Origin of the sequence: Erwinia phyllosphaerae (assembly GCF_019132875.1) — a bacterium.
GTDB lineage: Bacteria > Pseudomonadota > Gammaproteobacteria > Enterobacterales > Enterobacteriaceae > Erwinia > Erwinia phyllosphaerae.
Genome location: NZ_JAHSPF010000008.1, coordinates 124,895 through 150,960 on the forward strand (window position 1 = coordinate 124,895; position 26,066 = coordinate 150,960).

The 26,066-nt window shown below is 54.8% G+C and carries 22 protein-coding genes; 16 read left to right on the forward strand and 6 right to left on the reverse strand.

The annotated features are described in order from the left end of the window. Positions 1-79 precede the first annotated feature (79 nt). Entirely contained in the window at positions 80-1,363 is a 1,284-nt protein-coding gene (gene pepB / locus KUE00_RS15065; RefSeq protein WP_246760706.1) for an aminopeptidase PepB, read from the forward strand. A gap of 47 nt (positions 1,364-1,410) precedes the next feature. Beyond that, entirely contained in the window at positions 1,411-2,175 is a 765-nt protein-coding gene (gene sseB, locus KUE00_RS15070; RefSeq protein ID WP_246760707.1) for an enhanced serine sensitivity protein SseB, read from the forward strand. Between the two features lie 112 nt (positions 2,176-2,287). On the opposite strand, the gene sseA is transcribed toward sseB, so the two are convergent. Further along, positions 2,288-3,142, reverse strand: a complete 855-nt coding sequence (gene sseA, locus KUE00_RS15075; RefSeq protein ID WP_246760708.1) for a 3-mercaptopyruvate sulfurtransferase — start codon at positions 3,140-3,142, stop codon at positions 2,288-2,290. 275 nt (positions 3,143-3,417) lie between these two features. Here sseA and ndk point away from each other — a divergent pair, with 275 nt between their 5' ends. The 12 genes from ndk to KUE00_RS15135 all read left to right on the forward strand — a co-directional run bounded on the left by ndk (position 3,418) and on the right by KUE00_RS15135 (position 17,679). Continuing rightward, positions 3,418-3,849: a nucleoside-diphosphate kinase gene (gene ndk, locus KUE00_RS15080; protein WP_246760709.1), complete on the forward strand. Its 432-nt coding sequence runs from the start codon at positions 3,418-3,420 to the stop codon at positions 3,847-3,849. A gap of 179 nt (positions 3,850-4,028) precedes the next feature. Beyond that, on the forward strand, positions 4,029-5,189 hold the full coding sequence (rlmN, locus tag KUE00_RS15085) for a dual-specificity RNA methyltransferase RlmN (RefSeq protein ID WP_246760710.1): 1,161 nt from the start codon (positions 4,029-4,031) through the stop codon (positions 5,187-5,189). Between the two features lie 79 nt (positions 5,190-5,268). Further along, positions 5,269-5,991: a type IV pilus biogenesis/stability protein PilW gene (gene pilW / locus KUE00_RS15090; protein ID WP_246760711.1), complete on the forward strand. Its 723-nt coding sequence runs from the start codon at positions 5,269-5,271 to the stop codon at positions 5,989-5,991. Continuing rightward, positions 5,981-6,946 carry a cytoskeleton protein RodZ gene (gene rodZ / locus KUE00_RS15095; RefSeq protein WP_246760712.1) on the forward strand — a complete coding sequence of 322 codons (966 nt, stop codon included), beginning with the start codon at positions 5,981-5,983 and terminating at the stop codon, positions 6,944-6,946. Before pilW ends, rodZ begins: the two co-directional genes overlap by 11 nt. A 37-nt stretch (positions 6,947-6,983) precedes the next feature. Then, the gene (ispG, locus tag KUE00_RS15100; RefSeq protein ID WP_246760713.1) at positions 6,984-8,105 is read left to right on the forward strand and encodes a flavodoxin-dependent (E)-4-hydroxy-3-methylbut-2-enyl-diphosphate synthase; all 1,122 of its coding nucleotides are present in this window, start codon (positions 6,984-6,986) and stop codon (positions 8,103-8,105) included. Between the two features lie 66 nt (positions 8,106-8,171). After that, the gene (hisS, locus tag KUE00_RS15105) at positions 8,172-9,461 is read left to right on the forward strand and encodes a histidine--tRNA ligase (protein WP_246760714.1); all 1,290 of its coding nucleotides are present in this window, start codon (positions 8,172-8,174) and stop codon (positions 9,459-9,461) included. A gap of 13 nt (positions 9,462-9,474) precedes the next feature. Further along, a complete protein-coding gene (locus KUE00_RS15110; protein ID WP_246760715.1) occupies positions 9,475-10,095 on the forward strand; it encodes a YfgM family protein in 621 nt (206 codons plus the stop codon). A 42-nt stretch (positions 10,096-10,137) separates the two neighbouring features. Further along, a complete protein-coding gene (bamB, locus tag KUE00_RS15115; RefSeq protein WP_246760716.1) occupies positions 10,138-11,319 on the forward strand; it encodes an outer membrane protein assembly factor BamB in 1,182 nt (393 codons plus the stop codon). Between the two features lie 163 nt (positions 11,320-11,482). Next, on the forward strand, positions 11,483-12,973 hold the full coding sequence (der, locus tag KUE00_RS15120; RefSeq protein WP_246760717.1) for a ribosome biogenesis GTPase Der: 1,491 nt from the start codon (positions 11,483-11,485) through the stop codon (positions 12,971-12,973). A gap of 430 nt (positions 12,974-13,403) precedes the next feature. Continuing rightward, a complete protein-coding gene (locus tag KUE00_RS15125) occupies positions 13,404-14,309 on the forward strand; it encodes a hypothetical protein (protein WP_246760718.1) in 906 nt (301 codons plus the stop codon). Between the two features lie 248 nt (positions 14,310-14,557). Then, positions 14,558-14,785, forward strand: coding sequence for a zinc ribbon domain-containing protein (locus tag KUE00_RS15130; protein ID WP_246760719.1), 228 nt, complete (start codon positions 14,558-14,560; stop codon positions 14,783-14,785). A gap of 461 nt (positions 14,786-15,246) precedes the next feature. Next, positions 15,247-17,679 (forward strand): glucose/quinate/shikimate family membrane-bound PQQ-dependent dehydrogenase, encoded by a 2,433-nt coding sequence (locus tag KUE00_RS15135; protein WP_246760720.1) that lies wholly within the window; start codon positions 15,247-15,249, stop codon positions 17,677-17,679. Between the two features lie 43 nt (positions 17,680-17,722). Here the strand turns inward: KUE00_RS15135 and KUE00_RS15140 are convergent, their stop codons facing one another. The 3 genes from KUE00_RS15140 to xseA form a co-directional block, all read right to left on the reverse strand. Continuing rightward, on the reverse strand, positions 17,723-18,055 hold the full coding sequence (locus KUE00_RS15140) for a protealysin inhibitor emfourin (protein WP_246760721.1): 333 nt from the start codon (positions 18,053-18,055) through the stop codon (positions 17,723-17,725). Next, positions 18,052-19,065: a M4 family metallopeptidase gene (locus tag KUE00_RS15145; RefSeq protein WP_246760722.1), complete on the reverse strand. Its 1,014-nt coding sequence runs from the start codon at positions 19,063-19,065 to the stop codon at positions 18,052-18,054. The genes KUE00_RS15140 and KUE00_RS15145 overlap by 4 nt, the downstream gene beginning before the upstream one ends. A 169-nt stretch (positions 19,066-19,234) precedes the next feature. Next, complete coding sequence (gene xseA, locus KUE00_RS15150) at positions 19,235-20,611, reverse strand: exodeoxyribonuclease VII large subunit (RefSeq protein ID WP_246760723.1); 1,377 nt, start codon at positions 20,609-20,611, stop codon at positions 19,235-19,237. Between the two features lie 170 nt (positions 20,612-20,781). Between xseA and guaB the strand changes: the two genes are divergently transcribed. Both guaB and guaA read left to right on the forward strand, forming a co-directional pair. Continuing rightward, positions 20,782-22,248: an IMP dehydrogenase gene (guaB, locus tag KUE00_RS15155; protein ID WP_246760724.1), complete on the forward strand. Its 1,467-nt coding sequence runs from the start codon at positions 20,782-20,784 to the stop codon at positions 22,246-22,248. A gap of 77 nt (positions 22,249-22,325) precedes the next feature. Then, positions 22,326-23,906 carry a glutamine-hydrolyzing GMP synthase gene (guaA, locus tag KUE00_RS15160; protein ID WP_246760725.1) on the forward strand — a complete coding sequence of 527 codons (1,581 nt, stop codon included), beginning with the start codon at positions 22,326-22,328 and terminating at the stop codon, positions 23,904-23,906. Between the two features lie 220 nt (positions 23,907-24,126). On the opposite strand, the gene KUE00_RS15165 is transcribed toward guaA, so the two are convergent. Next, complete coding sequence (locus KUE00_RS15165; protein WP_246760726.1) at positions 24,127-25,215, reverse strand: amidohydrolase family protein; 1,089 nt, start codon at positions 25,213-25,215, stop codon at positions 24,127-24,129. 134 nt (positions 25,216-25,349) lie between these two features. Then, positions 25,350-25,979: a TetR/AcrR family transcriptional regulator gene (locus tag KUE00_RS15170; RefSeq protein WP_246760727.1), complete on the reverse strand. Its 630-nt coding sequence runs from the start codon at positions 25,977-25,979 to the stop codon at positions 25,350-25,352. Positions 25,980-26,066 lie beyond the last annotated feature (87 nt).

Sequence of the window (26,066 nt, forward strand, 5' to 3'; positions counted from 1 at the left end):
AAAATGAACAGGCAGCAACATTGACTGCCGCGTCCGGCTTTTCAGGCCGGAATGACTGTTTTTAACAAGGAGCGATGCGATGACAACCACGCCAATGATCATTACGCTGTCAACGGCAGCGGCAGATGCACGCTGGGGCGAAAAAGCGACCCTGACCAGCAACGACAGCGGAATGACAATTCACCTGGTGGGCGGCGATGCGCTGACCACTATCCAGCGTGCGGCACGCAAAATTGATGCACAGGGGATCCGCCACATTAGCCTGGAAGGCGACTGGGATCTGGAAAAGAGCTGGGCATTCTGGCAGGGCTATCGCGGGCCAAAAGGCGAACGCAAAGTAGAGTGGGCCGCGCTGAACGAGGCCGACCAGAAAGAGTTCGATCGCCGACTGAAAATTATCGACTGGGTACGCGACACCATCAATTTGCCGGCGGAAGAGCTTAGCCCTGAGCAGCTGGCGCAGCGCGCGGTCGATCTGCTTTGCGGCGTAGCGGGCGAGAAAGCCAGCTACCGTATCACCAAAGGCGAAGATCTGCGTCTGCAAGGCTACGCGGGGTTACACACCGTTGGCCGCGGCTCTACGCGCAGCCCGGCGTTGCTGGCGCTGGATTACAATCCGACCGGTGACGACAGCGCGCCGGTATTTGCCTGCCTGGTCGGCAAGGGTATCACCTTTGACACCGGCGGCTACAGCCTGAAGCCGAGCGGCTCAATGGATTCGATGAAGTCCGATATGGGCGGGGCGGCGACGCTGACCGGTGCGCTGGCGCTGGCCATTAGCCGGGGACTGGATAAGCGCGTCAAACTCTATCTTTGCTGCGCCGACAATATGGTGAGCGGCAACGCTTTCCGCCTGGGCGATATTATCCGTTATCGCAACGGCAAAAGCGTTGAGGTAATGAATACCGATGCGGAAGGGCGCCTGGTGCTGGCCGATGGCCTGATTGACGCCAGCGAACAGAACGCGGAGCTGATCGTTGACGCCGCCACGCTGACCGGCGCGGCCAAAACCGCGCTGGGGAATGATTATCACGCGCTGTTCAGCTTTGACGACGAGCTGGCGCAGTCGCTGCTGGTCAGTGCCGGTAGCGAAAACGAGCCTTTCTGGCGTCTGCCTCTGGCCGAATTCCATCGCGGCTATTTACCCTCCAGCTTTGCTGACCTGAACAATATCGCTGCACCTTCCCATACGGCGGGAGCCAGCACGGCGGCCGCTTTCCTGTCGCATTTTGTTAAAAATTATCAGCAGGGCTGGCTGCACATTGACTGTTCGGCAACCTATCGTAAGGGCGCTGTCGATCAGTGGTCGGCTGGCGCGACCGGGCTGGGCGTACGTACCGTGGCAAATCTGCTGCTGAAATAGTATCTGTAGCCGGGCCAGGCGGCCCGGCACCTTGACGGAATGCAATAATGAACGAAACCAATCAACGCCTGGAAGAGGTGTTGCAACTGGCGGCCACCGAGCCTGCGCATCGTCCGGAATTTTTCGCCTTGCTGCTGGATGCAAGCGTCTGGGTACCGGGCAAAAGCGCGGAGCAGTCCGCCACGGATGAAGTCGAGCTGCAGCACTGGGAGAAGGACGACGGAACCAGCATTATTCCGTTCTTTACCTCTGAGCAGGCTTTACAGCAGGCGGTAACCGAAGAGCTGCCGTTTCTGGTGATGCCGGTGCGCACGCTGTTTGCCATGACCCAGGGCGAAACGCTGTTTCTGAATGCAAAGTTGCCCGTCGGCAAAGAGTTTTCCCCGCGTGAAATCAGCAATCTGCTGGGTGAGAACGGTAATGCGCTCAGCCAGCAAACGGTGCTGGAAGGCGGCACGACGCTGCTGCTGTCGGAAATTGCCGAACCGCCCGCGCAAACTATCGCCTCATTAACGCAGCTGTTCGCTAAATATAAACAGGTACGGCGTGCCTGGGTTGCGCATATTAAAGAAGCGGCAGAGCAGAAGCCGAATTTACTGATTGGTATTGAAGCTGACAGCGATATCGACGCCATTATTCAGGCTGCCGGTAGCGTCGCGACCGATACGCTGCTGGAAGATGAGCCGGTAGATATTTGCGAAGTGGTCGAGAATGACAATATCGGCCATTTTTTCACCGCCCATATCACCCCTTTTTATGAGCGGCGGTGGGGGAGTTTTTTACGATCGCTGAAGCAGGATCGGATTATCTAAGTGACAAATGCGCCCGAATTATTTAGCTTTTTCGGGCGTTTTTTGTCTGCCAATTAAAAAAGAATTTATTCAGGTAACTTAATAAAGCGCCGCTGAATTGTTCATCTCTTTTTTAGCGTGCGGGTGCAGGCTCAATCGGTAAATCATCACGGCTTCCCCATTCGCCCCAGGAACCGTCATAGAGCGTCACGTCTTCTACGCCCAGCGTGTTCAGGGCCAGAATCAGCACCACCGCCGTTACGCCGGAACCGCAGCTGGCCACAATCGGCTCGTCCAGCTTCACGCCCTGACGCTGAAAAATGGCTCTCAGCGCCTCAGGTGATTTTAGCTCGCCGTTTTCCACCAGCTCGTTCCACGGCACGTTCAGGCTGCCGGGAATATGGCCGCGATGCAGGCCGGGGCGGGGTTCATCAACTTCAGCGTTAAAACGGTTGGCTGCCCGCGCGTCGATAATTTGCGCGCCGCCTTCGTGGCTAATAACCATGACTTCGGTAATACGCTTGACCGCCGCCGGATCGAAACGCGCCTCGAATTCCGCCTCTGGCAGGGCGACATCGCCGGATGCCAGGTCGAAACCGGCCTCGCGCCAGCCTTTCAGCCCGCCAGCCAGTACCGAAACGTTTTCCACGCCGAACTGGCGCAGCATCCACCAGGCGCGCGGCGCTGAGAAAAGGTTGCCTTCATCATAAACCACCAGGTGTTTATCGCTGCTAATGCCCAGCTCGCGCATGGCTACGGCAAAGGCTTCCGCACGCGGCATCATATGTGGATAGGGGCTGCTACTCTCGGAGAGCGCTTCAATATTAAAAAAGGGAGCGTCAGGCAGATGGCTGGCGCGATACTCCGCCTGAATATCACGCACCTTTTCCTGGCCTGGCGGCAGCATGCGCGCGTCCAGTACCTGGAGATCGTCATCGGCATAGTGCTCTGCCAGCCAGTCGGCGGTTACAAAAAAAGAGGAAGTCATAGCGGCCTCGCTGTAGGGATAAGTGTTTTGAGTGTCGGCTATCCTGACGGCCATCACAAGCCTTTGCCCGCACCGGTTTACGGTTAACGTCAGGTTTGCGCTATTTTTGTACGATTCGGCTGCTGCGTTACTAATCTGTATGCAGTTAAGCGATTTTTTTAATGATTTGTTGAATCTCCGATAGGCAACAACGGCTATCAACCCTATAATCGGCGCCATTTTCTCGGCCGGGGAGCCTTTTCACCGGCTAAACTAGACGTTAAACAGGGGTCAATATGACTATCGAACGTACTTTTTCTATCGTAAAACCGAACGCGGTGGCAAAAAACGTAATTGGTGCCATCTTCAACCGTTTTGAAAGCGCTGGCTTCAAAATCGTTGGCTGCAAAATGCTGCACCTGACCAAAGAGCAGGCTGAAGGCTTCTACGCAGAACACCAGGGCCGTCCTTTCTTCGACGGTCTGGTTGAATTCATGACTTCTGGCCCGGTAGTGGTTTCCGTTCTGGAAGGCGAAAACGCCGTACAGCGTCACCGTGACCTGATGGGTGCAACTAACCCGGACAACGCGCTGGCTGGTACGCTGCGTGCCGATTACGCGGACAGCTTCACCGAAAACGCTACCCACGGTTCTGACTCTGCCGAGTCTGCAGCCCGTGAAATCGCGTTCTTCTTCGGTGAAAACGAAGTGTGCCCACGCACTCGTTAAGATTATTGACGGCCGGGCTGTGCGGCGCGTTTACAATTTATTTTCATAACGCCCTTTAATCCGCAGAGCCACTGCCTGTACAATAATGCGCCCCTGGTGAGCCTGCTCAGCGGGGGCGTTTCATTTATACTCCTTAACCCCCAGCGCCATAACGTGTAACAACGAGGCCAGAGAAAATTATGTCAGAACAAATTGTGACCCCGTCGTCTGCTATCACTACGCCTAAGAAAGAAAAAATCAACCTGCTCGATCTGAATCGCCAGCAAATGCGCGAGTTTTTCGTTGGTCTTGGCGAAAAACCTTTTCGCGCCGATCAGGTGATGAAGTGGATTTATCACTACTGCTGTGATGATTTCGACGAAATGACCGACATCAACAAAGTTTTTCGCGGCAAGCTGAAAGAGCTGGCCGAGATCCGCGCGCCGGAAGTGGCGGAAGAGCAGCGCTCGGCGGATGGCACCATCAAGTGGGCCATTACCGTTGGCGGCCAGCAGGTCGAAACGGTCTATATTCCGGAAAAAGATCGCGCCACGCTGTGTGTTTCTTCCCAGGTAGGCTGCGCGCTGGAATGTAAGTTTTGCTCAACCGCGCAGCAGGGCTTTAACCGCAACCTGCGCGTTTCGGAAATTATCGGCCAGGTATGGCGTGCGGCGAAGATTATCGGCGCATCCAAAGTCACCGGCCAGCGTCCTATCACTAACGTAGTGATGATGGGCATGGGCGAACCGCTGCTGAACCTTAACAACGTAGTGCCGGCCATGGAAATCATGCTGGACGACTTTGGTTTTGGCCTGTCAAAACGCCGCGTAACGCTTTCTACCTCGGGCGTGGTGCCCGCGCTGGATAAGCTGGGCGACATGATCGACGTTGCGCTGGCCATCTCTCTGCATGCGCCAAACGACGCCATCCGCGATGAAATCGTCCCTATTAATAAAAAGTACAATATCGAGACTTTCCTGGCCTCGGTCAGCCGTTATATTTCCAAATCTAATGCTAACCAGGGCCGCGTGACCATTGAGTACGTCATGCTGGATCACGTCAACGACAGCACCGATAACGCTCACGAGCTGGCCGCGCTGCTGAAAGAGACCCCGTGCAAAATTAACCTGATCCCATGGAACCCCTTCCCTGGCGCGCCTTATGGCCGTAGCTCAAACAGCCGCATCGATCGCTTCTCTAAAGTGTTGATGGATTACGGATTTACCACTATTGTGCGTAAGACCCGTGGCGACGATATCGATGCCGCCTGCGGACAGCTGGCCGGCGAGGTCATTGACCGCACGCGTCGTACTATGCGGAAAAAACTGGCTGGTGAAGCCATTTCTGTGAAAGCGCTCTGAAACCAGGCAGCGAGTAGCTAAAGCGACTTGTTCGCTTAGTGAAAGGGCGTAACATCGCTTCCGCTACAAGGAGGCGATTATGGGTAAAGGATTACCGATCTGGCTGGTTGCATTACTGTTTTCAGGCTGTAACCTGTCGCCACAGCGCAGCGAGCTGGCGGAGACAAGGCTACAATTAGGGCTGGTTTATCTGGCGCGCGACGAACTGGCACCAGCCGGGCGCAATCTGCGTCAGGCGTTGGCCCTGGCGCCAAAGGATTACCGCTGCCAGCTGGCGATAGCTCGCTATTATCAGCGTACGGGCGACAGCGCGGCGGCAAGCGCCAGTTATCAAAAAGCGCTGGGGCTGGCAGAACAAAACCGTGACGTAATCAATAATTACGGTGCGTTTCTCTGTCGATTAGGGCAGTATGATGCGGCTCAGCAGCAGTTTAGCAAGGCGGTGGGTTTAGCAGGTCGCGCCGACGCGCTGGAAAATGCCGGATACTGTTATCTCCTGGCGGGAGAGCAGCAGAAAGCAAAAGCCGCGCTAATGGAAGCAACGCGAAACGATCCGCTGAAGGGGGCTGCACTGCTGGCAGAAGCCGAAAGGCGATTTGGAAAGAATGAGCGCGATACGTCGCGGCTCTTGTTAGATGTTTATCAACGCAACTTTGCCGCTTCGGCGCAAAGTTTGTGGTTAGAGATTCGCTTCGCCGCGCTGGCTAAGCGTCCCGAAGCCATCAGGCTTGCCGGGGAGCAGCTGGCGCGAAATTTTCCACAATCGATACAGTACCTGCATTTTTTAGCTAATGAATACTGAAGCCACTGATAAATCAGCAACAAATTCAACAGGCGAGCGCCTGCGCGAAGCGCGTGAGCAGATGGGCCTTTCTCAACAAAACGTTGCGGAGCGCCTTTGCCTGAAACTTTCCACCGTACGCGATATTGAAGAGGACAAGGCGCCTGCGGATCTGGCGTCAACCTTCCTGCGTGGCTATATCCGATCCTACGCCCGGCTGGTGCACGTGCCGGAAGAAGAACTGCTGCCGATGATGGCGAAACAGGCACCCGTGCGCGCCGCCAAAGTGGAGCCGATGCAGAGCTTTTCGCTGGGCAAACGCCGCAAAAAGCGCGACGGCTGGCTGATGATTTTCACCTGGCTGGTGCTGTTTGTGGTGGTGGGCCTGACCGGTGCCTGGTGGTGGCAAAACCACAAGGCCGCGCAGGACGATCTGGTTTCGATGGCCGATCAGAACGCGGATACCAGTAACGGGCAGTCGATTCCGCTGAACGACAGCGGCGCAGACACCACTCAGCCTGCTGAAGCCACAACTGCCGGGCAGGCACCGGCAGCAGAGGCGACAGCGCCAGCCGACAGCGCGCAGCCTCAGGCAGCGGCTGCGGCTACGCCAGCGCAGCAGGCTCCGGCCGCTGCCGCTGCGCCGGCTGCGGTTTCACCTTCCCAGGTACCGGCAGATAATGCCGGTAATAGCCAGATGCCAACGGCCGCCGCGGCCGTTAGCGCGGAGGCAAAGGCGCTGGTGATGAATTTTAGCAAGGACTGCTGGCTGGAAGTCTCCGATGCAACCGGCAAAAAACTGTTCAGCGGAATGCAGCGCAGTGGTGGTAAACTCAGCCTTACCGGCACCGCACCATATCGTCTGAAGATTGGCGCGCCGGGCGCAGTTCAGATCCAGTATCAGGGTCAGCCGGTCGATCTGAGTCGTTTTATCCGTACCAACCAGGTTGCCCGCCTTACAGTCGGTGCGCAATAACGCATCTTCTGGTCGCGAGTAATTCCGGAGAAAGAATATGCATAACGAAGCACCCATTATCCGTCGCAAATCAAAGCGCATTTACGTCGGCCAGGTGCCGGTGGGCGACGGCGCACCCATAGCCGTCCAGTCCATGACCAATACGCGCACCACCGATGTGGCTGCCACGGTCAATCAAATCAAAGCGCTTGAGCGCGTTGGCGTGGATATTGTTCGCGTCTCTGTTCCTACCATGGATGCCGCGGAAGCCTTCCGCCTGATCAAGCAGCAGGTCAACGTCCCGCTGGTTGCTGATATCCATTTTGACTACCGCATCGCCCTGAAAGTCGCTGAATATGGTGTTGACTGCCTGCGCATTAATCCCGGCAACATCGGCAATGAAGAGCGAATTCGTCAGGTCGTCGACTGCGCGCGCTACAACAATATTCCTATCCGCATCGGCGTTAACGCCGGGTCGCTGGAAAAAGATCTGCAGGAAAAGTACGGTGAGCCAACGCCGCAGGCGCTGCTCGAATCCGCCATGCGCCACGTCGATCATCTCGATCGCCTTAACTTCGACCAGTTCAAAGTCAGCGTTAAGGCCTCCGACGTTTTCCTGGCCGTAGAATCTTACCGCCTGCTGGCTAAGCAGATTGAGCAGCCGCTACACCTGGGCATCACCGAAGCAGGCGGCGCGCGAGCCGGTGCGGTAAAATCCGCCATCGGTTTGGGGCTGCTGCTGTCAGAAGGCATCGGCGACACGCTGCGTATTTCGCTGGCGGCCGATCCCATTGAAGAAGTGAAGGTCGGTTTCGATATCCTGAAATCGTTGCGCATCCGTTCCCGCGGCATCAACTTTATCGCCTGTCCAACCTGTTCGCGTCAGGAGTTTGACGTTATCGGAACGGTTAACGCGCTGGAGCAGCGGCTGGAAGATATCATTACGCCGATGGACGTCTCGATCATTGGCTGCGTGGTCAACGGGCCGGGCGAAGCGCTGGTCTCTACGCTGGGCGTAACCGGCAGCAACAAGAAAAGCGGCTTTTACGAAGACGGCGTGCGCCTGCGCGAGCGCCTGGATAACGACGATATGATCGACCAGCTGGAAGCGCGTATCCGCGCCAAGGCCGCGATGATGGACGAATCCCGCCGTATCGATGTACAGCAGCTGGAAAAATAAATGAGTGCGGGCCGGGTTTGTCTTAACGACAGGCCGCGCCCGCCGGAATAAAAGAAGAGAAGAAAAGTGGCGAAGAATATTCAGGCAATCCGCGGCATGAACGACTATCTGCCGACAGATACCGTCGTCTGGCAGCGCATTGAACAGATCCTTAAGCAGGTGCTGGCCAGCTATGGCTATAGCGAAATCCGCCTGCCGATTGTAGAGCAGACCCCGTTATTCAAGCGCGCTATCGGTGAAGTGACCGACGTGGTTGAAAAAGAGATGTACACCTTTGACGATCGCAACGGCGAAAGCCTGACGCTGCGTCCGGAAGGAACGGCGGGCTGCGTGCGTGCCGGTATCGAGCACGGTCTGCTGTACAATCAGGAACAGCGTCTGTGGTATATCGGGCCAATGTTCCGCTACGAGCGTCCGCAAAAAGGCCGCTATCGCCAGTTCCATCAGATTGGTGCGGAAGTCTTTGGCCTGCAGGGCCCGGATATTGATGCCGAACTGATTATGATGACCGCGCGCTGGTGGAAAGCGCTGGGTATCGCCGACCACGTTCGCCTTGAGCTGAACTCTATTGGTTCGCTGGAAGCGCGCGCTAACTACCGCGATGCGCTGGTGGCTTTCCTGGAAACTCATAAAGACGTTCTGGACGAAGACTGCAAGCGCCGCATGTACAGCAACCCGCTGCGCGTGCTGGACAGCAAAAATCCGGATGTTCAGAACCTGCTGAACGATGCGCCAGTGCTGGGCGACTACCTGGACGCGGATTCGCGCGAACACTTTGATGGCCTGTGCCAGCTGCTGGATGCCGCGGGCATTGCCTATACGGTCAACCAGCGCCTTGTTCGCGGTCTGGATTACTACAACCGTACCGTTTTTGAATGGGTTACCAGCAGCCTGGGCGCGCAGGGCACCGTTTGTGCCGGCGGACGTTACGATGGCCTGGTAGAACAGCTGGGCGGACGCGGCACGCCAGCCGTGGGCTTCGCGATGGGGCTGGAGCGTCTGGTGCTGCTGGTGCAGGCAGTTAACCCGGAATTTGAACCGACGCGCATTGTCGATGTCTATGTTATCGCTTCAGGGGCTGGCGTGCAGGCGAGCGCTATGCAGCTGGCGGAAAAACTGCGTGACGCCGATCCCTCGCTGAAGCTGATGACCAACTTTGGCGGCGGCAACTTTAAGAAACAGTTTGCCCGTGCCGACAAATGGGGCGCGCGCGTGGCGCTGGTGCTGGGTGAAGAAGAAGTCGCCAACGGTCAGGTCGTCATTAAAGATTTGCGTAACGGCGAGCAGCAAAAGCTGGCGCAGCAGGATGTAGCCGCCACGCTGGCAGCCATGCTGCAGCAGACAGCCGCGATTTAAGGAGAGAGTTTGCGTGGAAGTATATAGCAACGAAAATGAGCAGGTCGACGCGCTAAAAGGTTTCTTTGCGCAGAACGGCAAAGCGCTGGCAATCGGTGTGATCATCGGTATCGGCGCGCTGGCAGGGTGGCGCTACTGGAGCAGCCAGCAGGATAACGGCAGTCGTGAAACCTCGGCGGCCTACCAGCAGGTTTCTACCGCGCTGGACGGCAGCAAGCCGGCCACGCTGGATGCGGCAGCAAAATTTGTCAGCAGCAACAGCAACACCTATGGCGCGCTGGCCTCGCTGGATCTGGCGAAGCGTTATGTTGATAACAACCAGCTGGATAAAGCTGCGCTTCAGCTGGAAACCGGACTGAAAGCCACCAAAGACGCTGACCTGCAGGCCGTGCTCAACCTGCGTCTGGCGCGTATCCAGCTGCAGCAGAAGCAGGCGGATGCGGCGCTGAAAACTCTGGATGCGATCAAGGGCGACGGCTGGACGGCAATTATCGCCGACGTTCGTGGCGAAGCATTGCTGAGCAAAGGCGACAGCAAGGGTGCTCGTGAAGCCTGGAGTAAAGGCATCGGCTCTAACGCCTCATCGGCGCTGAAAGAGATGCTGCAAATGAAAATGAATAATCTGCCGGGTTAAGATCCGGGCAGAAATTGCCGCAACAGGCTCAAGAGGGATTTCATGGAATTGCGTAAGATACTGCTGCCGGGACTGATTTCAGTCACGCTTCTCAGCGGATGTTCATGGTTTAGCGGTGAAGAAGACGTGGTCAAAATGTCGCCGCTGCCAAAAGTGGAAAATCAGTTTACCCCGGAAACAGTCTGGAGCACCTCGGTAGGCGATGGCGTAGGTGATTACTACTCCAATCTGCATCCGGCCTGGTCTGAAAACACGGTCTATGCCGCCGATCGCTTTGGCATTGTAAAAGCCCTGAACGGGGCTGACGGCAAAGAGCAGTGGAAAGTTGACCTGTCGACCAAAACCGGCTTTTTCTCTAAAAACCTGCCCGCGCAGCTTTCCGGCGGTCTGACTTACGACGGCGGACGCGTCTACGTCGGCAGCGAACGTGCTGAGGTTTACGCGCTGAACAGTAACGACGGCTCCATTGCCTGGCAGACTAAAGCGGCAGGTGAAGTGCTTTCTCGTCCGGTGGTCAGCGACGGTCTGGTGCTGGTTCATACCAGCAACGGCATGCTACAGGGACTGGATCAGAGCAGCGGCGTCGTGAAGTGGACCGTGAATCTGGATGTGCCAGCGCTGTCGCTGCGCGGTGAATCGGCTCCGGCTACCGCTTTCGGCGCGGCCATTGTCGGCGGTGATAACGGCCGCGTGAGTGCCGTAATGATGAACCAGGGCCAGATTATCTGGCAGCAGCGTATCTCTCAGCCTGGCGGCGCGACGGAAATCGATCGCCTGTCAGACGTTGATACAACGCCGGTAGTGGTAGATGGCGTGGTCTATGCGCTGGCCTATAACGGCAGCCTGGCGGCGATGGATCTGCGTTCTGGTCAGATTATGTGGAAACGCGAGATCGGTTCCGTACATAACATGATTGTTGACGCTGGCCGCATCTATCTGGTCGACCAGGACGATCGCGTTGTCGCTCTCAGCACCGATGGCGGCGTGACCGTCTGGCGCCAGAGCGATCTGCTGCATCGCAACCTGACTACGCCAGTTCTGTATAACGGTTACCTGGTGGTTGGCGACAGCGAAGGCTATCTGCACTGGATCAACACGACCGACGGCCGTTTTGTCGCTCAGCAGAAAGTGGACAGCTCCGGCTTCCAGACTACACCAGTAGTCGCCAGCGATAAGCTGCTGATTCAGGCGAAAGGCGGCGAAGTTTACGCTTTTACCCGCTAATTTCAGCTTAGCGGCGTTATACAACGGCTCCTGAAGGTTCAGGGGCCGTTTCGTTTTTCTACAGGCGTGGTATCCTCTACGCCTTCAGCCTGCGTGTGCGTCAGCATAAGCTACTCTCAGTGAAGGGTCGTCAGGCGTTTAATTTTTGTAATGAGGCTTCAATATGGTACCTGTGGTCGCGCTGGTCGGGCGTCCCAATGTGGGAAAATCTACTCTGTTTAATCGTCTGACGCGCACGCGAGATGCGCTGGTGGCGGATTTTCCCGGGCTAACCCGTGACCGTAAGTATGGTCGCGCCGAGGTCGAAGGGCGTGAATTTATCTGCATTGATACCGGCGGTATCGATGGCAACGAAGAGGGTGTCGAAACCCGGATGGCCGAACAGTCGCTGTTAGCGATTGAAGAAGCCGATGTCGTACTGTTTATGGTGGACGCGCGTGCGGGCCTGATGCCTGCCGATCAGGCCATCGCTAAACATTTGCGCTCTCGCCAGAAACCTACTTTCCTTGTAGCCAATAAAACCGACGGCATGGATCCGGATTCCGCCGTAGTGGACTTCTATTCGCTGGGTCTGGGTGATATTCATCCTATCGCCGCCTCGCACGGTCGCGGCGTGACCGGCCTGCTGGAGATCGTCCTGCTGCCGTGGATGGACGAAGTTGCGCCGCAGGTGGAGCTGACCGAAGAAGAAGAAAACGAAGCCTACTGGGCTGAGCTGGCGGCAAAAGAGAACGGCGACGAGGCAGAGGAAGAGGAAGACGACTTCAACCCGCTGGATCTGCCGATTAAGCTGGCCATCGTCGGTCGTCCTAACGTCGGTAAATCAACGCTGACTAACCGTATTCTCGGTGAAGATCGCGTTGTGGTTTACGATATGCCAGGCACCACGCGCGACAGCATCTATATTCCGATGGAGCGTGACGGTCGCGAGTATATCCTGATCGACACCGCTGGCGTGCGCAAGCGCGGCAAAATCACCGAAACGGTAGAGAAGTTCTCGGTGATTAAAACGCTGCAGGCTATCGAAGATGCCAACGTGGTGATGCTGGTAATCGACGCGCACGAAGGCATTTCCGATCAGGATCTGTCGCTGCTGGGCTTTATCCTCAACAGCGGTCGTTCTCTGGTGATCGTGGTGAACAAATGGGATGGCCTGACGCAGGAGATCCGCGACGAAGTTAAAGAGACGCTGGATTTCCGTCTTGGCTTTATCGATTTTGCCCGCGTGCACTTTATCTCTGCTCTGCACGGCAGCGGCGTTGGTAACCTGTTCGAATCTGTTACCGAAGCCTACGACTGTTCCACGCGTCGCGTGAACACTTCTATGCTGACCCGCATTATGAATATGGCGGCAGACGACCATCAGCCGCCGCTGGTGCGTGGCCGTCGCGTGAAGCTGAAGTATGCGCACGCCGGTGGTTATAACCCGCCAATCGTCGTTATCCATGGTAATCAGGTAAAAGACCTGCCGGATTCCTATAAGCGCTATCTGATGAACTATTTCCGTCGCTCGCTGGAAGTGATGGGGACGCCTATCCGCATTCAGTTCAAGGAAGGGGACAACCCGTTTGCCGGTAAACGCAACCTGTTGACGCCTAATCAGCAGCGCAAGCGCAAGCGTCTTATGAGCCATCTGAAAAAGAATAAACGTTAATCCTTCAGGGAAATATCAGGGTGGCAAAACCTGAACGTGGGTTTTGCTGCTTTCCTCTGCCTGAATTCGTTATTTTGTCAGGCTCGCTTTAAAGCACGAGATGCTTGTTGAAGCAGGCTGGCAGCATGAGGCACGCTCTACAGCAGGTCGCTATAGCCGCAATGTATTATTATCGTTTATTAGTAACGATATATAGTTAAAATCCTCGCCTGATTGTCAGTTCCATTTTATAGAAATAGTAAGATGTTAAATATTGCGGTTTCTATAATCTGTAGCTCTCTGTAAAAATATTATAATAATATAACTTTTGATGGTAATTATTACCATGATTGCTTCAAGGTTTTTATTGCATGCTGATATTTAGTTGATATCATATGTTATTAATACAATGTTTCCCATAACTTGATTTAAGCTACTGAAAGGATTCTTTATGCTAGTTTTTGACAGGAAAATCTCCCGCAAGCGTTTAAGTGCTTTTAAAGCCAGAACGGATCAAAGAAATCAGGATGAACAAAAAAAGGTTGATATCTTAAAAGCCTGGGACAGGGTCTTAAATTCTGCTGACAGAGATTTAAAGATCGTTCATTGCATCTCTTCCCGCGGCAGCACGTCTCATATTGGAACAGCTGTTAGATCCTCTCCGTTTTTGTTTAGCCCGGCAGGGCAGTTGTTATCAACCTGGGATGTTATTTCTGCAAGTTGCATCGGTGGTAAGGCTATGCGTGGTGGTCAGCAGTTAGGGGCGGCCCCGTTAGATATACATTTAAATCTTATCGTACCGGTACAAAACATCATCGGCACACATTTTAGCGACGTTTGTTTTAATAATTTTGCTGGTCTTGAAGGTAATTTGCCTGGGGGGCGAGTTATCGATAAAAATTTGCTGGCGGAAAGTATATTAAAAGGCAGGGAGAGACCTAACGCTCATGGTTTTAAAATGCAAGAGCCATATAATATTTTACGGCATCCCGATGAATTCCGTACCAGAATGATTAAGGGTATTGGAAATTATAATGAAATTTTGCTGATAGGGAGGCCGGGGGTAAGGTTATATACGCATTTTCCCTGTACGGATGTGATAAAACTAAAAGATATTTCGTTCAGGCCAAATTATATGGTTAATTCAATGAGAACAAGATCGTGTAATGAGGAGTTTATCAGGAAATTTAATGAAGATCTTGAATTCATCAAAAAGCTGCTGCGTATTAATTGTACTAATAAGCTTATCTTTAGTCTGGGAAAACATCCGGCTGTGCAAGCACTGAATCTTTCTATCCACTTTGAAGCGGCTGGCTTCAGGAAGCAAAGCGATTTAATATATATACTGGTCAGCTAGTAAAAAATTTATGCCCTGCAAACGTTGGGCAGAGTGGCAGAGTGGCAGAGTGGCAGAGTGGCAGAGTGGCAGAGTGGCAGAGTGGCAGAGTGGCAGAGTGGCAGAGGGACAGAGGGACAGAATGGCAGAGTGGCATACTTGCTGATGAGCCTGATAGAGCCTGGCGCAAAATAAGGGATTGATCATTCCAGCCTGAATCCAGCACGCGTGCGGTTATGTTATATACTCAGATAAAACAGGAGAATAAGATGAGCGAACACTGTCCGGTTTGTCAGCATCATCTTATCGCCAGAGGCGAACGTTTCTACTGCGCCAGCTGCCAGCGTGACTTTGCGGCTAAAGCGATTTGCCCGGACTGCGGCCAGTCATTACAAATTTTGAAGGCCTGTGGTGCCGTTGACTATTTTTGCCCCAACGGCGACGGATTGATTTCCGGCAGGCGCGTTGTTTTTAAGCCGCTGAGTGAATCCTTATAAATTATCCTTAAGCTTATCCTCCTGTAATTGATCGGTCCTGGCACTTTCCCCGTCGGATTAACGCTGCTTTTATCTTCCGCCCTTTCTCAGTAATCACTTTTCAATTTCAGCCCCTCGCTCATTGTGTTCCGTCAGCCAGGCTGAACGGTTTTGCACCGAAATTGTTTCGCCACAGTTAATTTTTAGAGCGATAAACTTTCAAAGAAATCATAAGTGTGAAATTTGTTAATTTTATGTGTAGTCATTTACGAACCACATGGTACAATTTTGCCGTTAACTAAAGCGACTCTGGCGGTATACGCGCGCTTTGGTTAAGGCGACACGGGGTAAACCCGCAGTGAATTGTTAATAAAAAGAGTGACCATAGCAGAATGTTGCTTCGCTTCGGCTGACGCCGGCCAGGCCTGTGCACAGCAGGAAGATTGCGCTACGGCTCTTTTTTTCCCAGGAGTATTTTTACCATGTCTCAAACCAATACCCGGTCTGCAAAATGGCTGGGGCTGTGGAGCGTTGTGCTGGGCCTGATTTTACTGGCTACCGGCCTGTTCTTTGTTATCTTCGGCGGAAAACTGGTGGCGCTTGGTGGCAGCTGGTATTTCATCATCGCCGGGATTTTTACCATTATTTCTGCTATCCAGTTCTTCCGCCGCAAATCTTCCGCCGTAGCGGTTTTTGCGCTGGTCTTTATCGGCACGCTTATCTGGGCGTTGCTGGATGTTGGCCTGGATTTCTGGCCGCTGGTTTCGCGGCTAATGACCATTGCCGGGCTGATGCTGCTGGCCGTAATAACGCTGCCCGCGCTGCGCAAGCGTGAAGGTAAATCTTCTGCGGCCAAACCGGCCTGTATTGCGGCGGCGGTCCTGGTGGCAGGCATGGTGGTAACTTTTGTTCAGATGTTCCAGCCACACGCGCCGGTTGCTGACGGCAGCGAACTGCCGCTGACCCCGGTAAATAAAGCAACCGAACAGAAAAACTGGGATAACTACGGCAACACGCCGGGCGGTAGCCGTTTTGTCGCGCTGGATCAGATCACGCGTGATAACGTAAAAGATCTGAAAGTGGCCTGGACCTTTCATACGGGCGATATTCCTGAAAGCCCGACCGGCAACGGCGCGGAAGACCAGCAAACACCTTTGCAGATTGGCGATGTACTTTACCTCTGTACGCCGCATAACAACGTTATCGCCGTAAATGCCGACACCGGTAAAAAGATTTGGGAGCACGTGGTTAACGCACAGGCAGAAGTCTGGAACCGCTGCCGCGGGCTGGCTTATTTCGACGCCACTAAACCCCTGACTCAGCCTTCTGTGCCTGGCTCTACGCCAGTGCCGCAGCCCGCGCTGGCGGCTGGTGATACCTGTCAGCGTCGTCTGCTGATGAACACCATTGACGCACGCCTGATGGCCATCAATGCCGATAACGGCGAGCTGTGCCAGAACTTTGGCGACCATGGCGTGGTGAATCTGAAAGCAGGCCTGGGCGAAGCGCAGGATCCAAAATATCAGTTAACCTCCGCGCCGACGCTGGCCGGAACCACCGTGGTGGTTGGCGGTCGCGTGGCGGATAACGTTCAAACCGATATGCCTGGCGGCGTTATTCGCGGCTTTGATGTTATTACCGGCCAGATGCGCTGGGCTTTCGACACGGGCAACGACGATCCAAATGCAAAACTGCAGCCGGGCCAGAACTTTGCTCGCAGTACGCCTAACTCCTGGGCGCCAATGTCCTATGACCCAACCATGAACACCGTGTTTATGCCGATGGGCAGCTCTTCGGTGGATCTGTATGGTGCGACGCGCACCGCATTAAACCACAAGTATGGCGCGTCGATTCTGGCGGTCGATGCGACTACCGGTAAAGAGAAGTGGGTTTATCAGACCGTGCACAACGATCTGTGGGACTTTGACCTGCCGATGCAGCCAAGCCTGATCGACTTCCCGCTAAAAGACGGCACCAGCAAACCTGCCGTGGTTATTGGCACGAAAGCGGGGCAGATTTATGTGCTGGATCGCCTGACCGGCAGGCCGCTGACCGAAGTAAAAGAAGTCCCGGTTAAAAAAGGTAACATTCCAAACGAGCAATATACGCCGACGCAGCCTAAGTCTGTCGGCATGCCGCAGATTGGTGCCGAAACGCTGAAAGAGTCGGATATGTGGGGCGCAACGCCGTTTGACCAGCTGGTCTGCCGCGTGGCCTTTAAATCTATGCGCTATGACGGCCTGTACACCGTGCCGGGTACCGATAAAGCGTTAAGCTTCCCTGGCTCGCTGGGCGGCATGAACTGGGGCAGCCTTTCAACCGATCCGAATAATCACTATATCTTCGTTAACGATATGCGTCTTGGCCTGTGGGTGCAGATGATCCCGGCTAACACCGGCGCGATTGCGCGCGGCAGCAACGGCGGTGAAGCGATTAATACCGGTATGGGCGCGGTGCCGCTGAAAGGCACGCCTTACGCCGTAAATAAAAACCGCTTTATGTCACCGCTGGGTATCCCGTGCCAGAAGCCGCCATTCGGCACGCTTTCCGCTATCGATCTGAAAACCCAGAAGCTGGTGTGGCAGGTTCCCGTCGGCACCGTGCAGGATACGGGTCCGTTTGGCATCAAAATGCACGCGCAAATGCCGGTAGGTATGCCAACGCTGGGCGGCACGCTGGCGACGCAGGGCGGCCTGGTGTTTATTGCGGGAACGCAGGATTACTATCTGCGCGCGTTTGATTCGGCTACCGGCAAGGAAGTGTGGAAAGCGCGTCTGCCGGTTGGCAGCCAGGGTGGCCCAATCAGCTACAGGTCGCCGAAAACAGGCAAGCAGTACATCCTGATTTCAGCAGGCGGCGCACGCCAGTCTCCGGATCGCGGCGACTACGTCATTGCTTACGCGCTGGATAAATAAGCGTAAAAAGAAAGCCCCGCCAGCAACGGCGGGGCTTTTTTATTTATTGCCCATCCTGCCAGAGCTGCACCAGTTCAGGCGGCGCCTGATCCTCAGGGATCAGAATCACGATATTGCCCGACTGGTGCTGCGTGGCGTAGCTAATTTCAATACGGTAATAGCGCTGATCGCCTCTTCCGGCGCAGTTTTGCCCTCCCGGTGGTTCTCCCATAGGCAAGACGCGGCGCAACACGCCGCAGACATGTTCCCGCTGTGGAGGATCTAACTGCGCCAGCGCAATACGTCTTGCGCCGGACAGCTTAGGAATAAAAGCAAAACCGCCTTCGCGCGCCACGTCAATAACCGCGTCGTCGCTCAGTTCCGGAAGAGAATTCATAGTACGCCAACCTCTTTCCAGGCATTTTCAATCGCCTGTGCTACCGATTTATTAAAACGTTTTTGACCGTGGCTAACGGTAAGCTTCGCAAAGGTTTTAAAGTCGGCATCCTGCGGCAGCGCTTTATCGCACACCGTGTCGTACCATGCGTGACCCGCCAGCTCCCACGCATAGCCGCCCAGCGCTTTCGCCGCCAGGTAGAAAGCATGGTTAGGAATACCGGAATTTAAGTGCACGCCGCCGTTATCGTCACGCGTCTGCACATAGCCTTTCATATCCGCTGGCTGGGGATCTTTGCCCAACAGCGGATCGTCATAGGCCGTACCGGGTGCCGCCATAGAGCGCAGCCCTTTACCATTGATCCCTTTAGCCAGCAGCCCCTCACCAATCAGCCAGTCTGCCTTGTCGGCGGTCTGTTTATGGTGAAACTGTTTCACCAGCGAGCCAAATACGTCCGAGAGAGATTCATTCAGCGCACCGGCCTGTTCAAAATAGATCAGACCAGCTTCGCTTTCGGTGACGCCGTGCGACAGTTCATGCCCCACCACGTCCAGCGCGATGGTAAAGCGATTGAAAATTTCGCCATCACCGTCGCCAAACACCATCTGCTGACCGTTCCAGAATGCGTTCTGATAGCCCTTGCCATAGTGCACGGTACCTTTCAGCGTCAGACCTTTATTATCCAGCGAGTTACGCTGATAAGCCTGCCAGAAAAAGTCGTAAGTCACGCCGAGATAATCGTAAGCTTCGTTGGCCGCAACATCGTTATTGCTTGACTGACCTTCGCTGCGTACCAGCGTGCCGGGAAGATTCTGCGTCTGCTCTGAATCATAGATTTCTCGCTCGACCTTGCCTGGCGTCGCGGTTTTCGCGCCGTCCGGTTTGATCCAGCTTTCCGCCATCAGCGTCTGCACGTGCGCCAGTGTTTGACGCGCGCAGCTCTGCTGCTGGCCGGAACCGTTATCAATGATTTTACGCAGAATATAGGGAGGAATGACGCCATAATTCATACCATGCTCCTTGGTCAACAGTAAGTGTCCAAAAAGTATAGTGGCTACATTGCGTACGCGCATGACGGTCCATTGCACATTTTAACAACAAATGCGCAATGCGCTGACGAGGAATATAATTTACTGAAATCTATAATAACAGAGCAGGTTAACTGGCCCTGTAAGGCAGTCAGCCTGCGCTCTTTTTGGCTCGCGTTTTTTTAAGCGGCGTGATTGTCGTGACTTCGCTTTCGACCCAGCCGTCGTCCAGTCGCGTTTGTAAGCGGTCACCGGCCTTAAGCTGCGCGGTCTTTTTGACAACCTGGCCGTCGACGGCGGTGGTCACGCTAAAGCCGCGCGCCAGGGTTGCCAGCGGGCTGACGCCTTCCAGCTGGGCAGCCAGCGTGGCGAACTGCTGCTTGCTGCCGTTAAGCTGCGCCTGCATTGCCTGCTGAAGACGATAGCGCCACTGTTGCAGCTGCTGTTGCGCACGATGCAGACGCTGCTGCGGCTGCGTGGCTGCCAGGCGCTGTGCCGCGCGTTCCTGCTGACGAGTAGCCTGACGCAAGCTTGTTTGCATGGCGTCATCCAGCCTGCGCTGTAGCTTCATCAGCGTCGTCTGCTGACGGGCCAGGCGCAGCTGTGGATGCTGCTGCTGCAAACGATGATGCAGCCGCGTGAAGGTGCGGCTTTGCTGAGCAAGGTAGTAATCCATTGCCATTTCCAGCCGCGTTTGCTGCGACTGTAGCTGGCGCAGCAGCTCAATCTGGTTCCGGCTTACCAGTTCCGCAGCGGCGGAAGGGGTAGGGGCGCGTAAGTCCGCAACGAAATCGGCAATAGTGACGTCCGTTTCGTGGCCTACGGCGCTGACGATGGCGATGCGGCTGGCAAAAATAGCCCGCGCCACCCGCTCGTCGTTAAAGCTCCAGAGATCTTCCAGCGAACCGCCGCCGCGCCCGACAATCAGCACGTCACACTCCTGACGAATATTTGCTAATTCAATCGCCCGAACGATGCGGGCCGGTGCGTCGACGCCCTGAACCGGCGTCGGATAGATGACGACCGGCAGTGAAGGGTCGCGTCGATGAAGAACACGTAAAATATCGTGCAGCGCCGCGCCGGTAGAGGAGGTAATCACGCCTACCTGGCGCGCCGGATCCGGCAGCGGCTGTTTATGGCTTTGCTCAAACAGACCTTCGCTTGCCAGCTTTTGCTTTAGCTGTTCAAACTGTTGCTGAAGCAGACCGTCACCGGCAGGCTGCATGCTTTCGGCAATCAGCTGATAATCGCCGCGCGGTTCATAAAGCGTAATCGTGGCGCGAACCAGCACCTGCTGACCATTTTGCGGGCGAAACGTGACGCGTCGGTTGCTGTTGCGAAACATCGCGCAGCGTACCTGAGCACCATCATCTTTAAGCGTAAAGTACCAGTGGCCGGAAGAGGGCTGGGAAAAGTTAGAGATCTCGGCGCTCAGCCAGACCTGGCCCATCTCCATTTCCAGCAGCTTGCGCACCGTGGTATTCAGGCGGCTGACGGTAAAAATATTGGCGGTTGGCGGTAGCGACATGTGATAGAGATCAAATTTTAAATCAGAGGGTTAATTAACCGATACTACATGGCTGACCGGAGGGATCAAGAGTTTTTCGTAAATAATGCTGGAGGCAATCGATTACGCCCTGTATAATGCCGCGGCAATATTTTACAAGTTCTCATTCACCCTGAGGTTGAGATATTGCTATGCTAAGAATCGCTAAAGAAGCCCTGACATTTGACGACGTGCTGCTCGTTCCTGCTCATTCGACTGTTCTCCCTAACACAGCCGACCTCAGTACCCAGCTTACTAAAACCATTCGCCTGAATATTCCTATGCTCTCTGCGGCTATGGACACCGTTACCGAAGCGGGTCTTGCTATTGCGCTGGCGCAGGAAGGCGGCCTGGGCTTTATTCATAAAAATATGTCTATTGAGCGCCAGGCGGAAGAAGTTCGCAAGGTGAAAAAACACGAGAGCGGCGTCGTAACCGATCCGCAGACCGTGCTGCCAACAACCGCGCTGAGCGATGTGAAGATCCTGACCGAACGCAACGGCTTCGCTGGCTATCCGGTAGTCAACGGCAACAACGAGCTGGTTGGCATTATCACCGGTCGTGACGTCCGTTTCGTTACCGATATGAGCCTGCCGGTTTCTGCCGTGATGACGCCAAAAGAGCGTCTGGTGACCGTCCGTGAAGGCGAAGCTCGCGAAGTTGTGCTGCAAAAGATGCACGAAAAGCGTATCGAAAAAGCGCTGGTGGTGGATGACAGCTTCCATCTGCTGGGCATGATCACCGTTAAAGATTTCCAGAAAGCCGAACGTAAGCCTAACGCCTGTAAAGATCACGAAGGCCGTCTGCGCGTTGGCGCGGCTGTAGGCGCTGGTGCGGGCAACGAAGAGCGCGTTGATGCGCTGGTGGCGGCTGGTGTTGACGTGCTGCTGATCGACTCTTCGCACGGTCATTCTGAAGGCGTTCTGCAACGTATTCGCGAAACGCGCGCTAAATATCCGGATCTGCAAATCCTCGGCGGCAACGTGGCAACCGGCGCTGGCGCGCTGGCACTGGTAGAAGCCGGCGTCAGCGCTGTGAAAGTGGGTATCGGCCCTGGCTCCATCTGTACTACACGTATCGTTACCGGCGTGGGCGTACCGCAGATTACCGCTGTTTCCGACGCGGTTGCCGCCCTGGAAGGTACCGGCATCCCGGTTATCGCTGACGGCGGCATCCGCTTCTCTGGCGATATCGCCAAGGCTATCGCTGCTGGCGCAAGCGCGGTGATGGTCGGCTCTATGCTGGCCGGTACGGAAGAGTCTCCGGGCGAGATCGAACTCTATCAGGGCCGCTCTTTCAAATCCTATCGCGGGATGGGATCGTTGGGTGCCATGTCTAAAGGTTCCTCTGACCGTTACTTCCAGACCGACAACGCGGCAGACAAGCTGGTACCGGAAGGCATTGAAGGTCGCGTAGCCTATAAGGGCCGCCTGAAAGAGATCGTGCATCAGCAGATGGGCGGCCTGCGCTCCTGTATGGGCCTGACCGGCTGTGGCACCATCGAAGCGCTGCGTACTAAAGCAGAGTTCGTCCGCATCAGCGGCGCCGGTATTACCGAGAGCCACGTGCATGACGTGACCATTACTAAAGAGTCGCCAAACTACCGCATGGGTTCCTGATAACCCGGCCTGACGCCCGGCGCTGACCGGGCGTTTTACTTAATCCCTGTATTTGTTTATCGCTCTGGAATAGCCCAATGACCACGGAAAATATCCATAAACACCGCATCCTGATCCTTGATTTCGGCTCGCAGTATACGCAGCTGGTTGCACGTCGCGTGCGTGAACTGGGCGTTTACTGTGAACTGTGGGCGTGGGACGTCACTGAAGAGCAGATCCGCCAGTTTAATCCAAACGGGATTATTCTGTCAGGCGGCCCGGAAAGCACCACCGAACACAACAGCCCGCGCGCGCCGGAATATGTCTTCACGGCTGGCGTACCGGTCTTCGGCGTTTGCTACGGCATGCAAACCATGGCGCTGCAGCTGGGCGGCAAGGTAGAAGGTTCCAGCGAGCGTGAGTTTGGCTATGCGCAGGTTGAAGTTGGCGTGGAAAGTGCGCTGACCCGCGGTATCGAAGATTCTCTGAGCGCCGACGGTAAGCCGCTGCTGGACGTCTGGATGAGCCACGGCGACAAGGTTACCGCTATCCCGTCTGACTTTGTCACCGTTGCCAGCACCGACAGCTGCCCGTTTGCCATTATGGCTAACGAAGAGAAGCGCCTGTACGGCGTGCAGTTCCATCCGGAAGTGACCCATACCCGCCAGGGGCTGCGCCTGCTGGAGCGTTTTGTACTGGATATCTGCCAGTGTGAAGCGCTGTGGACGCCGGCAAAAATTATTGAAGATGCCGTTGAGCGCCTGCGCGAGCAGGTAGGTAACGATAAAGTCATCCTGGGTTTGTCCGGCGGCGTGGACTCTTCCGTTACCGCCATGCTGCTGCATCGCGCCATTGGCGATCGCCTGACCTGCGTATTTGTTGATAACGGTCTGCTGCGCCTGAACGAAGCCGAGCAGGTAATGGATATGTTTGGCGACCACTTCGGCCTGAATATCATCCATGTGGAAGGCGAAAAACGCTTCCTTGACGCGCTGGCGGGCACGGATGAGCCGGAAGCCAAGCGTAAAATTATCGGTCGTGTCTTTGTCGAAGTCTTTGACGAAGAAGCGCTGAAGCTGGAAGACGTTAAATGGCTGGCGCAGGGCACTATCTATCCTGACGTGATTGAATCCGCCGCTTCCGCCACCGGCAAAGCGCACGTGATTAAATCGCACCATAACGTAGGCGGCCTGCCGAAAGAGATGAAGATGGGGCTGGTCGAACCGCTGCGTGAATTGTTTAAGGATGAAGTACGCAAAATCGGTCTTGAGCTGGGCCTGCCGTACAACATGCTTTACCGTCACCCGTTCCCTGGCCCTGGTCTGGGCGTGCGCGTACTGGGCGAAGTGAAGAAAGAGTATTGCGATCTGCTGCGCCGTGCCGATGCGATCTTTATTGAAGAGCTGCATAAAGCCGACCTGTATAACAAGGTCAGCCAGGCGTTCACCGTCTTCCTGCCGGTTCGTTCCGTAGGCGTCATGGGCGATGGCCGTAAATACGACTGGGTTGTATCGCTGCGTGCGGTAGAAACCATCGACTTTATGACCGCGCACTGGGCGCATCTGCCTTATGACTTCCTGGGCCGCGTTTCTAACCGCATTATTAATGAAATCGACGGTATTTCCCGCGTGGTTTACGATATCTCCGGTAAGCCGCCAGCGACGATTGAGTGGGAATAAGTTCACGTCTGGCAACAGCCTGCACGTAAAAGCAATAAACACCTCTAAGCCCGCATAACCGCGGGCTTTTTTAAGCACTTGCATCCATAAGCGTCGTTTCGAAGAATATAAAATCAAACTACTCGGTTGCCGTCACCCCCTGGCAAAATGACAGCACGCCTTCATCTCATTAGCCGAAATCTTTAAATCGGTTGTAGAGGCATGCTTGCCGCACCCAAGGTTACAGATGCTGGATTTTCATCAGTGTTGCCGCGTTTTCCCAGGCGACTTTATTGCGTTCGCTGTCGGAGATGTTCGCGTTGCGGATCCAGTCCGTCGCGGTTTTCGTATCCTCAAACGGATAGTCTACTGAAAACATCACATTATGCTCACCCATAGAGTCCAGCGCACAGCGCAGCGCAGCGTCGTCGCAGACGCCAGAAGTGGTCAGCATGATGTTACGGCGCAGATACCATGAAGGCAGATGCTGAATCTCATATTTTGTATTGGCAATTTTATAACGACTGTCGAGACGCCATATTTGAATCGGGAGCGTTTCACCCATATGCCCCAGAATAATTTTGGCCCCCGGGAAGCGGTCAAAGGTGCCGCTAAATACCAGCCGAAGCGCATGTGAACATGTCTCTGCGGCCCAGCTCCATACTGGCCCCCACATTTCCGGATGATTAGCATACATGTGTGGGTAATCAGGTGGGTTGCCCGGATGAATATAAACAGGCACGGCCAGCTCTTCTACCCGTTGCCAGAAAACATCATAACGGCGATCGTCCAGGTAAAGCCCGTTTGTTTCCCCGTTAATCATCCCTCCCTGCATTTGGAGCTGCCTGACGCAGCGTTCAAGCTCATCTGCGGCGGCCTGCGGATCCTGCATGGCAAGGTGAGCGAAACCACCATAGCGCGTCGGGCGTTTTTGCATTTCTGCCGCCAGCCGGTCATTGGCATAGCGCGCCAGGCGAACGGCTTTATTCGTGTCCGGCTCAATCTGCACGCCAGGGCCGGAAAGAGAGAGTACGGCAAAATCAATGCCGTGCTCATCCATGATATCAAGCCTGCGTTGACCAAAATCAGAAAGGGGCGTCACGACTTTATCCACCAGCCCGCTTTTCAGGTTCTGCTGGGTTTCATGCAGATATCCCTCGAACTCGGGCAGCATAAAGTGCTCTTCAAGCGCAATGATGCGTTTGGGCTTGAGCTTTACCTGAGCGAGCTGGCTGGCTGCGGAGGCACTCAGGGTACCGCCTGCCAGTAAAGACGTCCCCGCGACCACTGATGCAGCGGCTCCGCGAAGAAAGTTACGGCGATCTGACATGAGAAAAATGCTCCTCAATAAATTAATTTAAGAAACGACTATCGTTTCTAAATTAATATTAGCTAGCCGACCGTTTTAAATCCCAGCGTAAAACGTCTCCGGCTGTAACTAACGGCAAGGTTGAGTAAATCGAGCTAGAGGAGCAGCGGCCTGAAGTCAGTTAAAACCCGGTCGATGATTAGACCCATTTCAGACTCGGTTGGCGCTGGGGTGATCCCCAGTGAGATATCCCGCAGTAGAGGAGTGACGATTAGCGCCTGCAGATAGGCAGCGCCGTTCTGCGGCCAGGAGGGGTTGATCCATCCCGCGGAACGCGCCTCTTCAAGCCAGCGGTTGAGCATGCTGCTGGCATTAACAATTCCGCCGCTCCGGTAAACGGCAAGCTTCTCACGCTTATCGGCCTTTTCATTTTGTAGATACTTGTAAATAGCTACTGATTCTCTTGAGAGCACACGCGATCCCAGCGCGATAAAAAAGAGGCGCAGTTTGTTAAGCACATCTTCCTTGCTGGAAGCCTTATGCAGCTCGGGTAAGGTGCGGGTTGACGTCCAGGCCACGATCATTTCATTTATCAGCATGTCTTTGCTGTCGAAGTATTTATAAATGGTTTTCTTGGCAAGCCTGCTTTGCCGGGCAATTTCGTCAATGGAAACAGCGGAGACGCCTTTAACCTCAATAATATCAATCGCCGCTGAGAAAACGGTCTTTCTAATTAACGCCATCGATTTTGCTGGTCTGCCGCGGGCAGCTGTTTCTTTCATCATCGTTACATTCCAGATTATCCTTTTTAAAATGTAACATGCGCAGGGGATGGCGTCTTCTGGATGGGAGAGAGCAAGGGCTTAACGCTG